This window comes from Paraburkholderia solisilvae (genome assembly GCF_902859875.1).
Lineage (GTDB): Bacteria > Pseudomonadota > Gammaproteobacteria > Burkholderiales > Burkholderiaceae > Paraburkholderia > Paraburkholderia solisilvae.
Window position 1 is genome coordinate 199,214 of record NZ_CADIKF010000003.1, and the last position, 14,070, is coordinate 213,283.

General features: G+C 64.0%; 14 protein-coding genes. All 14 read right to left on the reverse strand.

All coding sequences use genetic code 11. The features are described 5' to 3' along the window. Nucleotides 1–144: 144 nt before the first annotated feature. The 14 genes from lepB to plsX all read right to left on the reverse strand — a co-directional run bounded on the left by lepB (nt 145) and on the right by plsX (nt 14,034). Complete coding sequence (gene lepB, locus HV675_RS03550; RefSeq protein WP_175109372.1) at nt 145–1,038, reverse strand: signal peptidase I; 894 nt, start codon at nt 1,036–1,038, stop codon at nt 145–147. Nucleotides 1,039–1,061: 23 nt separating this feature from the next. Beyond that, nucleotides 1,062–2,855, reverse strand: coding sequence for a translation elongation factor 4 (gene lepA, locus HV675_RS03555; RefSeq protein ID WP_175109373.1), 1,794 nt, complete (start codon nt 2,853–2,855; stop codon nt 1,062–1,064). 114 nt (nt 2,856–2,969) lie between these two features. Beyond that, nucleotides 2,970–3,233, reverse strand: coding sequence for a glutaredoxin family protein (locus HV675_RS03560; RefSeq protein ID WP_281364006.1), 264 nt, complete (start codon nt 3,231–3,233; stop codon nt 2,970–2,972). Nucleotides 3,234–3,274: 41 nt separating this feature from the next. Beyond that, nucleotides 3,275–4,798: a DegQ family serine endoprotease gene (locus tag HV675_RS03565; RefSeq protein ID WP_175109374.1), complete on the reverse strand. Its 1,524-nt coding sequence runs from the start codon at nt 4,796–4,798 to the stop codon at nt 3,275–3,277. 19 nt (nt 4,799–4,817) lie between these two features. Beyond that, nucleotides 4,818–5,864 carry a MucB/RseB C-terminal domain-containing protein gene (locus HV675_RS03570; protein WP_175109375.1) on the reverse strand — a complete coding sequence of 349 codons (1,047 nt, stop codon included), beginning with the start codon at nt 5,862–5,864 and terminating at the stop codon, nt 4,818–4,820. 4 nt (nt 5,865–5,868) lie between these two features. Then, nucleotides 5,869–6,516, reverse strand: a complete 648-nt coding sequence (locus HV675_RS03575) for a sigma-E factor negative regulatory protein (RefSeq protein ID WP_175109376.1) — start codon at nt 6,514–6,516, stop codon at nt 5,869–5,871. A gap of 133 nt (nt 6,517–6,649) precedes the next feature. Further along, nucleotides 6,650–7,249 carry an RNA polymerase sigma factor RpoE gene (gene rpoE, locus HV675_RS03580; RefSeq protein ID WP_175109377.1) on the reverse strand — a complete coding sequence of 200 codons (600 nt, stop codon included), beginning with the start codon at nt 7,247–7,249 and terminating at the stop codon, nt 6,650–6,652. A 90-nt stretch (nt 7,250–7,339) separates the two neighbouring features. Continuing rightward, nucleotides 7,340–7,792 carry a hypothetical protein gene (locus tag HV675_RS03585; RefSeq protein WP_246270080.1) on the reverse strand — a complete coding sequence of 151 codons (453 nt, stop codon included), beginning with the start codon at nt 7,790–7,792 and terminating at the stop codon, nt 7,340–7,342. Between the two features lie 82 nt (nt 7,793–7,874). After that, nucleotides 7,875–9,113: a beta-ketoacyl-ACP synthase II gene (gene fabF, locus HV675_RS03590; protein WP_175109378.1), complete on the reverse strand. Its 1,239-nt coding sequence runs from the start codon at nt 9,111–9,113 to the stop codon at nt 7,875–7,877. Between the two features lie 310 nt (nt 9,114–9,423). After that, entirely contained in the window at nt 9,424–9,663 is a 240-nt protein-coding gene (acpP, locus tag HV675_RS03595) for an acyl carrier protein (protein WP_004197638.1), read from the reverse strand. A 148-nt stretch (nt 9,664–9,811) separates the two neighbouring features. Next, complete coding sequence (gene fabG / locus HV675_RS03600; RefSeq protein WP_175109379.1) at nt 9,812–10,561, reverse strand: 3-oxoacyl-ACP reductase FabG; 750 nt, start codon at nt 10,559–10,561, stop codon at nt 9,812–9,814. Between the two features lie 130 nt (nt 10,562–10,691). Next, nucleotides 10,692–11,627, reverse strand: coding sequence for an ACP S-malonyltransferase (gene fabD, locus HV675_RS03605; protein WP_175109380.1), 936 nt, complete (start codon nt 11,625–11,627; stop codon nt 10,692–10,694). A gap of 110 nt (nt 11,628–11,737) precedes the next feature. Next, nucleotides 11,738–12,727: a beta-ketoacyl-ACP synthase III gene (locus HV675_RS03610; protein WP_175109381.1), complete on the reverse strand. Its 990-nt coding sequence runs from the start codon at nt 12,725–12,727 to the stop codon at nt 11,738–11,740. Continuing rightward, nucleotides 12,727–14,034: a phosphate acyltransferase PlsX gene (plsX, locus tag HV675_RS03615; protein WP_246270081.1), complete on the reverse strand. Its 1,308-nt coding sequence runs from the start codon at nt 14,032–14,034 to the stop codon at nt 12,727–12,729. The genes HV675_RS03610 and plsX overlap by 1 nt, the downstream gene beginning before the upstream one ends. Between the last annotated feature and the right edge of the window lie 36 nt (nt 14,035–14,070).

Sequence of the window (14,070 nt, forward strand, 5' to 3'; positions counted from 1 at the left end):
TCGCAGTGTGTTTCGAGATGGCGATTCGATCGAGGTGACCGCGAGCGTCGACGCTCGTGATGGCGTGACGCGCAGGCCGTCATGCGGGAAAGCGAATCGCGCACGGCACGCATTCACCGCGCGACCGATCCGCCACGGCGCAGCTCACTCGAACGAGCCGATCCGCTTGAGATTGCTGAAGTTCATCCAGATGAAGAACGCGCGGCCGACGATATTCGCGTCCGGTACGAAACCCCAGTAACGGCTGTCCGCGCTGTTATCGCGGTTGTCGCCCATCATGAAGTAGTTGCCCGGCGGCACCGTGCAGATCACGCCGCGATCGTTGTAGTTGCAATTGTTCCGGTACGGGTAGTCTTCCGCGCCGACGATAAACGGCGGTACCGCCGGATTGTTCAGAATGCGGTTCTTGCGGCCGTTGATATCTTCTTCGAACTGCTTCGCATAGCCGATGCGCTCTTCATCGAAGAAATCGGGCAGCGGCGTCTCGGGAACCGCCTTGCCGTTGATCGTCAGCTTCTTGTCCTGATACGAGACCACGTCGCCCGGCAGACCGATCACGCGCTTGATGTAATCGACCGATTCATCCTTCGGATAGCGGAACACCACGACGTCGCCGCGCTGCAGCGGACGGCCCGAGGTGACCTTCGTGTTCGTGATCGGCAGGCGCAGTCCGTAGTCGAACTTGTTCACCAGGATAAAGTCGCCGACGAGCAGTGTCGGCACCATCGAGCCGGACGGAATCTTGAACGGCTCGACCACGAACGAACGCACGACGAACACGACCAGAATGACCGGAAAGAAGCTCGCCGTGTATTCGAGCCACCACGGCTGGCGCAGCTTTTCGTCGCGCAGTTTCGCCCGCGTCTGCGCCGGGTTTTCATCGGCGAAGCGCTCGCCGACGCGCTCCTGCTGGCGGTCGAACTCGGCGACGGCCGCATCCGCCGCGAGCCGCCGACGCGGCACGAAAAAGAGCTTGTCCGCAACCCACGCAATGCCCGTCAAGACGACGAGCACAAAAAGAATCAATGCAAAATTCATTGAGGGATTTTCCGTTGTTCGTCTTATTTGTCTTCGACACGCAGGATCGCGAGGAATGCCTCCTGCGGAATCTCGACCGAGCCGACCTGCTTCATCCGTTTCTTGCCTTCTTTCTGTTTTTCCAGCAGCTTTTTCTTGCGTGTGATGTCGCCGCCGTAGCACTTCGCCAGCACGTTCTTGCGCAACGCCTTGATGTTCTCGCGCGCGATGATGTGCGCGCCGATCGCCGCCTGGATCGCGACGTCGTACATCTGGCGCGGGATGATCTCGCGCATCTTCGCCGCCACTTCGCGGCCGCGGTACTGGCTCTGCGTGCGGTGCACGATGACCGACAGCGCATCGACCTTGTCGCCGTTGATCAGCATGTCGACCTTGACGACGTCCGACGCGCGGTACTCCTTGAACTCGTAATCCATCGACGCGTAGCCGCGCGACACCGACTTCAGCCGGTCGAAGAAGTCGAGCACGATTTCGGCCATCGGCATTTCATACGTGAGTTGCACCTGGCGGCCGTGGTACTGCATGTTTATCTGGTTACCGCGCTTCTGCGTGCATAGCGTGATAACCGAGCCGACGTAATCCTGCGGCATATACAGGTTCACGGTGACGATCGGCTCGCGCACTTCTTCCATCCGCGACGGATCGGGCATCTTCGCGGGGTTCTCGACCGTGACGAGCGTGCCGTCGCGTTGCAGCACCTCGTAGACCACCGTCGGCGCGGTGGTGATCAGGTCCATGTCGAACTCGCGTTCGAGCCGCTCCTGCACGATTTCCATATGCAGCAGACCGAGGAAGCCGCAGCGGAAACCGAAACCGAGCGCTTGCGACACTTCCGGCTCGTACTGCAGCGACGCGTCGTTCAGCTTCAGCTTTTCGAGCGATTCGCGCAGCGCGTCGTACTGGTTCGCTTCGACCGGATACAGGCCGGCAAACACCTGCGGCTTCACTTCCTTGAAGCCGGGCAGCGGCTCGGGTGCGGGACGCTTGATCGTGGTGACCGTATCGCCGACGCGCGCGGCCGTCAGTTCCTTGATACCCGCGATGATGAAGCCGACCTGCCCCGCGGACAGCGCTTCGAGATTCTTCGACTTCGGCGTGAACACGCCGACGTGCTCGACCGGATACTCGGCGCCGGTCGCCATCATGCGAATGCGGTCCTTCGGGCGCAGCGTGCCGTTGACGATGCGCACCAGCATCACGACGCCCACATAGTTATCGAACCACGAGTCGATGATGAGCGCCTGCAGCGGCTCGTCCTCATTACCCTTCGGCGCCGGCACTTTCGCGATCAGCGCTTCGAGCACGTCTTCGACGCCCTGTCCGGTCTTCGCGCTGCAATGCGTCGCGTCGGTGGCATCGATACCGATCACGTCTTCGATTTCGGCAATCGCGTTTTCGGGGTTTGCCGCCGGAAGGTCGATCTTGTTGAGCACCGGCACGACTTCGACGCCGAGTTCGATCGCCGTGTAGCAGTTGGCAACCGTCTGCGCCTCGACGCCCTGGCTCGCATCGACGACGAGCAGCGCGCCCTCGCACGCCGACAGCGAGCGGCTGACTTCGTACGAGAAGTCGACGTGCCCCGGCGTATCGATCATGTTCAGGTTGTAGAGCTTGCCGTCGCGCGCCTTGTAGCTGAGCGCGGCGGTCTGCGCCTTGATGGTGATGCCCCGTTCGCGCTCGAGATCCATCGAGTCGAGCACCTGCGATTCCATCTCGCGGTCGGACAGGCCGCCGCAAATCTGGATGATGCGATCGGCAAGCGTCGACTTGCCGTGGTCGATGTGCGCGATGATCGAGAAGTTACGAATATGATCCATTCAAGGCCGGGGAAGCAAAGCAAAAAAGGCGCGCTCGGTGGGTCGCGAAGCACGCCTCGTAAACTGACTGAAAAACTTGTCTATTTTAGCCGAAAAGGGGTCCGGCAGGCGGATTTACGGGAGTGCCGGACTTGCCGGTGCGTTGTTTCGCGCGCTCAGCACCGCGCGCACGCGCACTTCATCGAAGTGGTAGCGGCACAGTTCGACACCGTCGCAGCTCAGCACCGGCACCGCTTCGTTGTAGCGCGCTTCGAGCGCCGGGTCGGCGTCGATATCGATCACGTCCACGCGCGCGCCGAACTCGGCAAGCAGCGGTTCAAGCGCCGCGCGCATGTCGTCACACAGATGACACCATGCGCGCCCGTATAGCGTGAGCACCGCCGGGCACGTTGCTGCTTGCGAGGTCGGCGTGCCGTGCGTCACTTCTGCGACGACGCGCGCGGCCGGATCGGCACGAACTGCGTGTTGTCGCCCCGGCGCACGAGCAGCGCGACCATCTTCTGCGGATCCAGATGCGCGGTGAGTTCGTCGAACTGCTTTGCGCTCGTCACGTCGGTATCGCCGACCCGCAAGATGATGTCGCCCTTCTCCAGTCCGACCCGCGCCGCCGGCCCGTCCACCGCGTCGACCTGCACGCCGTTGCGCAGCTTCAGCGACTTCATCTGGTCCGACGGGATGTCGCTGACCGCGATGCCCAGTGCGTTCGACGGCGGTTGCTTCGGCGCAGGCGGCTTGCGCTGGTCGGTGCGCGCGGCCTTGTCCGGCTGCATCTCGGCGACCGTCACCGACAGATCGCGCGTCTGGCCCTTGCGCCAGATGGTGATCGTCGTCTTCGTACCGGGCTTCGTATCGCCGACCATGCGCGGCAAGTCGGTTGCGGTATCGACCGGATGGCCATTGAACTTCAGGATGATGTCGCCCGGCTGCACACCGGCCTTGTCCGCCGGGCCGCCCGGCTCGACGCTGCTCACCAGCGCGCCCTGCGCCTTCGGCAGGCCGAGCGAATCGGCGACATCCTTCGTGACCTCGCCGATCGCCACCGCGATGCGCCCGCGCACGACTTTGCCCGACGTCTTCAGCTGATCGGCAACGCGCATCGCCTCGTCGATCGGAATCGCGAACGAGATGCCCATAAACCCGCCGGTGCGGCTGTAGATCTGCGAGTTGATGCCGATCACCTCGCCTTGCATATTGATGAGCGGGCCGCCCGAGTTGCCCGGGTTCACTGCGACGTCGGTCTGGATAAACGGCAGATAGTCGCCGGTGTCGCGGCCCTTCGCGCTGACGATGCCCGCCGTCACCGTATTCTCGAGGCCGAACGGCGAGCCGATCGCGACCACCCATTCGCCGACGCGCACCTTGTTCGAATCGCCGATCGTCACGGTCGGCAGGTTCGTCGCGTTGATCTTCACGACCGCGACATCGGTGCGGTCGTCGACGCCGATCAGCTTCGCCTTGAATTCGCGCTTGTCGGTCAGCGTCACGTAGATCGTGTCCGCATCGTCGATCACGTGCGCATTGGTCATCACGTAACCGTCGGACGACAGGATGAAGCCCGAGCCGACGCCGCTGTTCGTTTCGGAGTCGCTGTTGTCCTGCTGCGAGTCGCCTCCCTGACCGCCCTGGCTGCCGCCCTGGCCTCCCGGACTGTCGTTGCCGCCGCCATGCGGCGATTGCGGCGACTGCGGCATCGGAATGCCGAAGAAGCGGCGGAAAAACTCGGACATGTCGCCGTCGTCCATCCCCGGCGGCAGGCCGCGATTGCTGGTCGGCACATGCGCGGTGGTGCGGATATTGACGACCGCGGGACCGACCTTGTCGACGAGGTCGGTGAAATCGGGGAGGCTGGCTGCGGGCGCTGCCACTGCCGCGTGCGGCAGAAACGGCAGGCAAGCCACTAGCCATGCGGCCGCGAGGAATTTGCGCACCGAGAGAGTCGTCATGTCGTCGTAAGCCGGTGGATTACTTGGGAGGTTTGTATTCTATGGCAGACGCGAATTGCTGCAACGTGGCCTGGGGCACTTCGCCGAGCAGGGTTATCCAGAAGTCGCCGCGACGCTTGACGAGCACGTGGGTCGCCCCGCTGCTGCCCGCGCCTTCCTTGCGCGTATTTTTTTCGACGGGCTCGACGAAGATCGAGATGGCCGCGAGGCCATCCGAAAACACCATCTGATCGACCGGAATCGGCGGATTGCCGGGGTCGTGCGCGGCCATCGGGCGCCGCAGTTCACGGATTTTTCTGAAACCCGGCACATTCGGCGTGATCTGCCAGCCCTGCGTTTCCATATCGACCGGCTCGACCGGCGGACGCACAACCGTCCAGCCGGCGGTATTGCGAATGCCTGCCGCGATCGGCGCCTTGTCGACCGGCACGCCGATGCGGATCTGCGAGAACGACAGTTGTTCGAGCACGTCGCCGCTCGGGTCGAGCGTCTGCGCGCGCAGCAGCAGACCGGTTTTCGTGTCGGCCCACAGCTTGTACGCGAAACGGTACGCGTCTTTCGGATCGAGTTCGATCACATCCGCTTCGAGGCCCGCAACGCGGTCGCGGCCGAGAATCTTCGGCTCGTACACGGACAGCACGTCGTCGCTGCTCGCGGACAGCAGTGCGGGGAACGAATCCTTGTTCTGCCGTTGTTCGACGACGCACAAGTGCCGCTCCGGCACGAACGTATAGAGCTCGTCGTTATGACGCAGCATCTTGCGCGGTTTGCCGTCGAGGCTTTCGAGCTGCTCGTATTCGCCGTCGTTGCGCGTTGCATAGTGCGAAATGCGCGACGTCTGCACGAACGTGCCGCGCTGATAGACGAATGCGCCTTCGTAGTTCTGCTGTTGCGCGGCCTGATGGATCCGGTTGAGCAGGTCGGCCGCCGTATGGCGGGCCGACGAGTCGTCTTGCGCGAATGCGCGCGGCGCGGCGGATAACGCTGAAAGCAACGCGGCTGCACAGAAGAGCAGTGCCGGCAGCCGTCCCCAGGTTGTCGTTTTATTGAACCGCAAAGTCTGCATCGAGCTATTGGCCCTGCGTGGTGACGGCCGCGCGGATCAGCGGCATCGTACCGGCCATCACCGGCTGCTGCGCGAACTGCTGATGGGCTTCCAGATACTGATCGAGACTGGCGTCACGGATGATGTTCGCGTCCTGCACCGCCGGCTGTGCGGTGGCCATCGGCATCGACGCCATCGCCACACGCCGCAGCGGGTCGCCCGACGATACCGATGCGACCTGTGCGCTTTGCATGCCGGTGTTTGCGCCCTGCAGTTGCGGCACCACGATCCACGTCAGCGTGGCCGCGGCGGCTGCGACCGCGAAGGCCGGCACAAGACGGCGGCCGAGCGGATTGCGCAGCGCGCCGAGCCGGCCGCGCGCAGCCGATGACGGCGCAACGAAATGTGCTTCGCTCTCGAAGCGCGCCGCAAAGCCGCTCATGAACGTGCGGCTCGCAGCCGCATTCAATGCGAGATCGTCGGAACGCAGCGCGTCGCCGATCAGATGATAGTCCGACCATGCCGCGCGATCCTGGTGATCGAGCGCGGCAATGAACGCGCCCGGCCCGTCATGCCCCTCACCGTGCCATTCGCCGTCGATCAGCGCGGATAGACGCTCGCCTTGCGAGCTCGTTTGCAGACTGGCTTGCGAACGCATCGAAACCGACCCCATGATGCTCCCCATCTTGACAGACACCCCGTAGTGACACCACCTGACTCAGATATTGCACCGCCGCCCCGTGAGACGTGGAAAGCCGCCTGAATGCGCCGGCCCATATGGCCGACCACACAATTTACCAGCGGATTTACCAGCGTTTGCCCTCGGGGGTGTCCAGCAGCGGACGCAATTTTGCCGCAATGGCTTCGCGAGCGCGGAAAATTCTCGATCTGACGGTGCCGATCGGGCAGCCCATCATGTCGGCGATTTCCTCGTAACTCAAACCCTCAATTTCACGAAGAGTAATGGCGGTGCGCAGTTCTTCCGGTAAAACCGCCATCGCAGCATTGACCGTCTCTGCGATCTGTTTGCTCATCAACATCGACTCGGGCGTGTTGATATCCCTTAGTTGGTCGGCATCCGAGAAAGTTTCAGCCTCTTCGGCATCCGCTTCGGTCGACGTGGGCGCCCGCCGGCCCTGCGTCGCAAGGTAGTTCTTCGCCGTATTCACGGCAATCCGGTACAACCACGTATAGAACGCCGATTCGCCGCGGAATTGGGGCAGCGCCCGGTATGCCTTGATGAACGCATCCTGGGCCACGTCCTCGACCTCGGCGGGATCCCGCACGAGGCGCGAGATCAGCCGGATGATCTTGCGATGGTACTTCGTGACCAGAAGCTCGAACGCGGCCTTGTCGCCGTTCTGCACGCGTTCGACCAGCACCTGATCAATTTCTTTTTCGCTCACCTGATAAATCCGTTAGCTAGGGCCCGCGGGGCACCATTGTAGCGTCCCCTTCATCCCGTCACGTTACAGCAGTAACGGCGGTTACAGTCGTTACAACGCCCCGTGCGCGGCGCGCCGGGCCTGTACCGACAGCTCACGGAAAAGGTCGGAGCAAAACATGTCGGCGGTGAAGAGCAGCGTGCGGGAACGGCCATTGTCGCCTACAAGCGCGATGGCCAGCAGCCAACCGCTCCACTGCGCGCAGCCGGCGAGGCGGCCCTGCGCGACCGGCTCGCCGGCGCGGTTCCAGGCCGTCAAACCATCGGGCCCGATTTTGAGCGACGCGGGCCGGCGGCGCGCCGCGCGCCGCCATGCGAGACCCAGCGCGGCGCAAGTCGCAAGCGCGGCAAGCAGCGCGTGAGGCAGGCCGACGCGCGCCGCGAGCGTGGTGCCGACCGCGGCGACGCAGATTGCGATGAAGCCTGCCACCGCGCCATGCAACAAGGCGGACCGCCGCAGCACGATGCGCCGCGACGGTCCGCCTTGCGGTACGTCCACTTGCATATGATCGGCCCGCTGCGCCGCATCGCGCGGCGCAGCCGGTAACCGGGTCGACTGAAACGGCTGCGTCAAACGGTAGCGCCGCTTACGAGCGTTTGAACACCAGCGTGCCGTTCGTGCCGCCGAACCCGAACGAGTTCTTCAGCGCGACATCGATCTTCATCTCCCGCGCAGTGTTGGCGCAGTAGTCGAGATCGCATTCCGGATCCTGGTTGAAGATGTTGATCGTCGGCGGCGACAGCTGATGGTGCACGGCGAGCACCGTGAACACCGATTCGAGGCCGCCGGCGCCGCCGAGCAGGTGCCCGGTCATCGACTTGGTCGAGTTCACGACGATCTTGCTCGCATGGTCGCCGAACGCGCGCTTGATGCCGATCGTTTCCGCGAGGTCGCCGAGTTGCGTCGACGTGCCGTGCGCATTCAGATAGGCGACTTCGTCCGCATTGACGCCCGCGTTCTTCAGCGCGGCGAGCATGCAGCGGCGCGCGCCGTCGCCATCTTCGAGCGGCGCGGTCATGTGGTATGCGTCGCCGCTCATCCCGTAGCCGGCCACTTCCGCGTAGATCTTCGCGCCGCGCGCTTTCGCGTGCTCATATTCTTCGAGCACCATCACGCCCGCGCCTTCGCCGAGCACGAAACCGTCGCGTTCCTTGTCCCACGGACGGCTCGCCGTCGCCGGATCGTCATTGCGCTGCGACAATGCGCGCGCAGCCGCGAAGCCGCCGATGCCGAGCGGCGATACGGTCGATTCCGCGCCGCCCGCGATCATCACGTCGGCGTCGCCGTATTCGATCAGCCGCGATGCTTCGCCGATGCAGTGCAGGCCCGTCGTGCAGGCGGTGACCATCGACAGATTCGGGCCCTTCAGGCCGAATTTGATCGACAGGTGGCCGGAGATCATGTTGATGATCGAGGCGGGCACGAAGAACGGCGAAATACGGCGCGGGCCGCGATTCAACAGTTCGGTCTGCGTGATTTCGATCATCGGCAGACCGCCGATGCCCGAACCCACCACGACGCCGACCCGTTCGGCAACCGCGTCGTCGATCTCGAGGCCGCTGTCCCTGATTGCCTGCATGCCGGCCGCAATGCCGTAATGGATGAACGTATCCATATGGCGCGCTTCCTTGCCGGGAATGTATTCCTCGACATTGAAGCCCTTGACCTCGCCGGCGAAGCGAGTGGAGAAGTTCGACGCGTCGAACTTCGTGATGTCGGCGATGCCTGATTTGCCGGCGACCAGATTGGCCCATCCATCGGCAACATTATTGCCAACAGGCGAAATCAGCCCCAGGCCTGTAACAACAACACGACGGCGGCTCACGGTAACCCCTTTTTCATAGAATGACGAAAGCAAAAGCGCAGTTCAGACCAAAGCAAAAGCCACAGCGGCAACAGGAATCGAGCCTGTGTACCCTGTGGCTATGAGCCCGGCATGAATGCCGATAGCGGCGGTCTGGCCGCCGTTTCCATGCGGACCGGATGGTGACGCACACGGCGGCGCACACACGCCGGCACGAGCATGACCATCACGGCCATCGACGACGGCAGCAGGTCCGGCAGCCAGCATCGCTGCGGCCTCACGATCTGCAAACCGGGCGGCTGCAAATCCAGCGGCGACGCGCGCGAGGACCTTAGGCCTTGACGTTTGCGCGAGCGTAGTCGATTGCCTGCTGCACCGTGGTGATCTTCTCGGCTTCTTCATCCGGAATTTCCATGCCGAATTCATCTTCGAGGGCCATCACGAGCTCAACGGTGTCGAGCGAATCAGCGCCCAGATCGTTGACGAACGAGGCTTCGTTCTTGATTTCCGCTTCCGCGACGCCCAGTTGTTCCGCAACGATCTTTTTAACGCGTTGTTCGATGTTGTCCATTACCCCTCCAAGGGAAAAAAGTTCATAAATACAGGTGCGCGCATTTTATCAGGTTTGCCCCGCGGGAAAACCGCGCGCATGTTGCTGCGAAGGCACCGTCCGCGCACGCGTGAAACTGCATCGCGGCGCGGATAGTAACCGAATTTGGTTACGACATATACATGCCGCCGTTCACGTGCAATTCGACGCCGGTGATGTACGCCGCTTGCGGCGATGCGAGAAACGCGACCGCGTGCGCGATCTCTTCCGGCGCGCCGAGGCGGCCGAGCGGCACCTGCGCCTTCAGCGCCGCCTGCTGCTCTTCGGGCAGCACGCGCGTCATGTCGGTATCGATGAAACCCGGCGCAACGCAGTTCACCGTGATGCCGCGGCTGCCGATCTCGCGCGCGAGCGCGCGCGACATACCGGCCACGCCCGCTTTCGCCGCTGCGTAGTTCACCTGGCCCGGATTGCCCGCCGCGCCGACCACCGACGTGACGTTGACGATGCGGCCGCCGCGGGCCTTCATCATCGGGCGCAGCACCGCGCGCGACAGACGGAACACCGCCTTCAGGTTCGTGTCGAGCACCGCGTCCCAGTCCTCGTCCTTCATTCGCATCGCCAGCTGATCCTGCGTGATGCCCGCATTGTTGACCAGTACGTTCAGCGAACCGAATTCCTTCACCGTGCCGTCGATCAGCGCTTCGACCGCGGCCGCGTCGTTGACGTCGAGCACCGCGCCGCGGCCGCTCAGTTGCGCTTCGTCGAGCGCCCGCGTGATCGCCTGCGCGCCGCTCTCGCTGGTCGCCGTGCCGATCACGGTCGCACCCTGACGGGCAAGTTCGAGCGCGATCGCGCGACCAATGCCGCGCGATGCGCCGGTAACCAGTGCGACCTGCTTGTCGAGAGATTTTTCCATCGTTGAATTCCACTGTGCCCGCTGTTTGTGGGCGGTTAATCCACCTGCGTTGGCGGCCGCTGACGGGCACAACCGGTTGCCGGATGCGTGACCATCTGCTGCCGCTTTGCTGCCGTCGCTACGCTATCGCTTATTGCGCGCTCACCTGCTTGAGCGCTTCGTCGAGCGAGGCCGGATCGACGATCGCCGCGCCCACGAGACTGCCGTCGATGCGCTTCGTGAGGCCAGCAAGCACCTTGCCCGGGCCGCATTCGAACACGTTCGTCGCACCCTGCTTTGCCATCGCCTGCACGCATTCGACCCAGCGCACCGCGCCGGCCGCCTGGCGCACCAGCGCGTCCTTGATCGCGGCCGGCTCGTTGACCGTCGCCACGTCGACGTTGCTGATCACCGGGATCGACGGCACGCTCACGTCGACGTTCGCGAGGTACGCGCGCAACTGGTCGGAAGCGGGCTTGAGCAGCGACGAATGGAACGGCGCCGATACCGGCAGCGACAGCGCGCGCTTCGCCCCCTTCGCCTTCGCGATTTCGCACGCCTTTTCGACCGCCGCCTTGTGACCCGCGATCACGACCTGGGCCGGCGCGTTGAAGTTCACCGCTTCGACCGTGCCGGCCGCGGACGCTTCGTTGCACACCGCGCGCACCGTGTCGTCGTCGAGACCGAGAATCGCCGCCATGCCGCCCACGCCGACCGGCACCGCCGTCTGCATCGCCTGCGCGCGGAAACGCACGAGCGGCACCGCGTCGCGAAATTTCAGCGCGCCGGCGGCGACGAGCGCCGTATACTCGCCGAGGCTATGGCCCGCGACGAGCGCCGGCGCCGGGCCGCCCGCCGCGAGCCACGCGCGGTAAATCGCGTACGCCGCGGTCAGCATCACAGGCTGCGTGTTGGTGGTGAGGTTCAGGTCGTCAGCCGGGCCTTCGGCAATCAGCTTGCCGATGTCCTGATTAAGTGCGTCCGACGCTTCCTGAACCGTCTCGCGCACAACAGCATGATCGCCAAACGCATTCAGCATGCCGACCGATTGCGAGCCCTGGCCCGGAAAAACGAACGCAAATTTCATTTCACCCTCAAATCGATGTACTCAGATGTGTGCGCCCACGCGCTTCACGATGCATGCGTGGCGCGCGCCACGCATGCAGACAGATGCGACGCCGCCAGCGCCGGCAGCCGTCAGAAACGGATCACCGAAGCGCCCCACGTAAAACCGCCGCCGACGCCTTCGAGCAGCACGTTGTGGCCGCGCTTGATGCGGCCGTCGCGTACCGCGACGTCGAGCGCGAGCGGAATGGAGGCGGCCGACGTATTGCCGTGTTCGTGCACGGTGACGATCATCCGCTCCTGCGGCAGGCCGAGCTTGCGGCAGGTGCTTTGCATGATGCGGATATTGGCCTGATGCGGAATCAGCCAGTCGACCTGTTCCGGTTTCAGGCCGGCTTTTTCGAGCGCTTCGATCGCGACCTTTTCGAGCACGCCGACCGCCAGCTTGAACACCGCCTGGCCGTCCATATGCAGGAACGCATTGCCCGCCACCGCGCCGCGGTTCACGTTGCCCGGCGTGCACAGAATGCTCGCGTAGCTGCCGTCCGCGTGCAACGCGCTCGCGAGCACGCCCGGCTCATCGGATGCCTGCAGCACGACCGCGCCGGCGCCGTCGCCGAACAGCACGCAGGTCGTGCGATCGTTGAAATCGAGGATGCGCGAGAACGTCTCCGCGCCGACCACGAGTGCGGTGCGATGCTGGCCGCTGCGGATAAAGCTGTCGGCCGTCGCAACCGCGTACGCGAAACCGGAGCACACCGCCTGCACGTCGAATGCCGCGCCGCCATTCTTGATGCCGAGCTTGTTCTGCAGCAGACACGCGGTGCTCGGAAACACGAAATCCGGCGTGGACGTCGCGACGATGATCAGATCGATCGATTGCGGATCGACATCGGCGGCTTCGATCGCGCGTTGCGACGCGCTCAGCGCGAGGTCGCTGGTCGGGACGTCGGGCTCGGCGAAATAGCGCGCGTGAATGCCCGTGCGGGCGACGATCCATTCGTCGCTCGTCTCGATGCCCTGCTGCGCGAGACGATCAGCCAGCTGCTGGTTGGAGACGCGTTGCGGCGGCAGGTAACTGCCCGTGCCGAGCACGCGGGAGTAGAGAGTGGATTGCGCCATTATGCCTTCGAAGATGATGCGGCGTAGGGCTCGGCACGACCTGGGAGGCGACCCGCCGGACCGCCGGAACTGACCGCACCGGCAGGGTTCGCGGGGTCTGCAGGATCGGCCGGGGTCGGGTTTGCCGCCACGTTTGTCGCCGGACTCGCCGCCACATTTGCAGCCGGATTCGCCGCCGCGTTTGCGGCCGGATTCGCTGTCGCGTTGGGGGGCGTGCCGGGCACATGTTCGGGGTTGGCCGAGCCCGCCGCCGCCGTGGCGCCGCCTGCGTCGCGCGCGCCTGACGTCACGGGTTCGAGCGAGCCTGCGTTCTCCTCCATCGCGCGCGCAAGACGTTCGAGCACGCCATTTTTGACGGCATCATACCCGCGTTTGATAGCCCACTCAAACGCGTAGGCGTCCGCCGAACCGTGGCTCTTGATCACGAGACTGCGCAAGCCGAGCAGCGCCGCGCCATTGTATTCACGGTGATCGACACGCTTCTTGAAGCGCAGCAGCACCGGCAGTGCGAGCACGGCCATCACCTTCGTGAGCCACGAACGGCCGAACTCTTCCTTGATGATGTCCGACAGCATCTGCGCGAGGCCTTCCGACGTCTTCAACGCGACGTTGCCGACGAAACCGTCGCAGACGATCACGTCGGTCGTTCCCTTATAGATATCGTCGCCTTCGACGTTGCCGCGGAAATTCAGCGTGCTCGTGCGCAGCAGTTCGCCCGCGCGCTTGATGGTCTCGTTGCCCTTGATGACTTCTTCGCCGATGTTCAACAGGCCAATGGTCGGACGCTCCTTGCCCTCGAGCGCGGACACGAGCGCATGGCCCATTTCGGCGAACTGCAGCAGATGCTGCGGCTCGCAGTCGACGTTCGCGCCGAGGTCCAGCATCATCGTGTAGCCGTTCGGATTGGGCAGCGCGAACGCGATTGCCGGGCGCTCGATGCCCGGCAGCGTTTTCAGCACGTAGCGGGACACCGCCATCAGCGCGCCGGTGTTGCCGGCGGAAATGCAGGCCTGCGCGTCGTCTTCCTTGACGCGATTGAGCGCGACGCGCATCGACGAATCTTTCTTCTTGCGCAGCGCGACCTCGACCGGATCGTCCATGGCGACGATCTCGGTGGCCGGCACCACGATGAGCGCCGGCTCGTTCAATGCCTTCAGCTTCTTCAACTGCGCGCGAATCGCGCCCTCGATACCGACCAGCAGCAACTGCGCGTCGGGATGCGAGCGAACGAAGTTGACGGCAGCGGGAACGGTCACGGACGGGCCGTGGTCGCCTCCCATGCAATCGATCGTGAGTTTTACGGTCATCGAATGCGACGAATTTCAGGCACAAAAAAGCGGCAA

Excerpts from the sequence above, each read along its gene's own strand:
- HV675_RS03610 (WP_175109381.1), bottom strand. The coding sequence starts at position 12,727 with ATGGCGCAATCCACTCTCTACTCCCGCGTGCTCGGCACGGGCAGTTAC.
- lepB (WP_175109372.1), bottom strand. The coding sequence starts at position 1,038 with ATGAATTTTGCATTGATTCTTTTTGTGCTCGTCGTCTTGACGGGCATT.
- plsX (WP_246270081.1), bottom strand. The coding sequence starts at position 14,034 with ATGACCGTAAAACTCACGATCGATTGCATGGGAGGCGACCACGGCCCG.
- HV675_RS03565 (WP_175109374.1), bottom strand. The coding sequence starts at position 4,798 with ATGACGACTCTCTCGGTGCGCAAATTCCTCGCGGCCGCATGGCTAGTG.
- acpP (WP_004197638.1), bottom strand. The coding sequence starts at position 9,663 with ATGGACAACATCGAACAACGCGTTAAAAAGATCGTTGCGGAACAACTG.
- HV675_RS03585 (WP_246270080.1), bottom strand. The coding sequence starts at position 7,792 with ATGCAAGTGGACGTACCGCAAGGCGGACCGTCGCGGCGCATCGTGCTG.
- fabG (WP_175109379.1), bottom strand. The coding sequence starts at position 10,561 with ATGGAAAAATCTCTCGACAAGCAGGTCGCACTGGTTACCGGCGCATCG.
- HV675_RS03575 (WP_175109376.1), bottom strand. The coding sequence starts at position 6,516 with ATGGGGTCGGTTTCGATGCGTTCGCAAGCCAGTCTGCAAACGAGCTCG.
- lepA (WP_175109373.1), bottom strand. The coding sequence starts at position 2,855 with ATGGATCATATTCGTAACTTCTCGATCATCGCGCACATCGACCACGGC.
- fabD (WP_175109380.1), bottom strand. The coding sequence starts at position 11,627 with ATGAAATTTGCGTTCGTTTTTCCGGGCCAGGGCTCGCAATCGGTCGGC.
- HV675_RS03570 (WP_175109375.1), bottom strand. The coding sequence starts at position 5,864 with ATGCAGACTTTGCGGTTCAATAAAACGACAACCTGGGGACGGCTGCCG.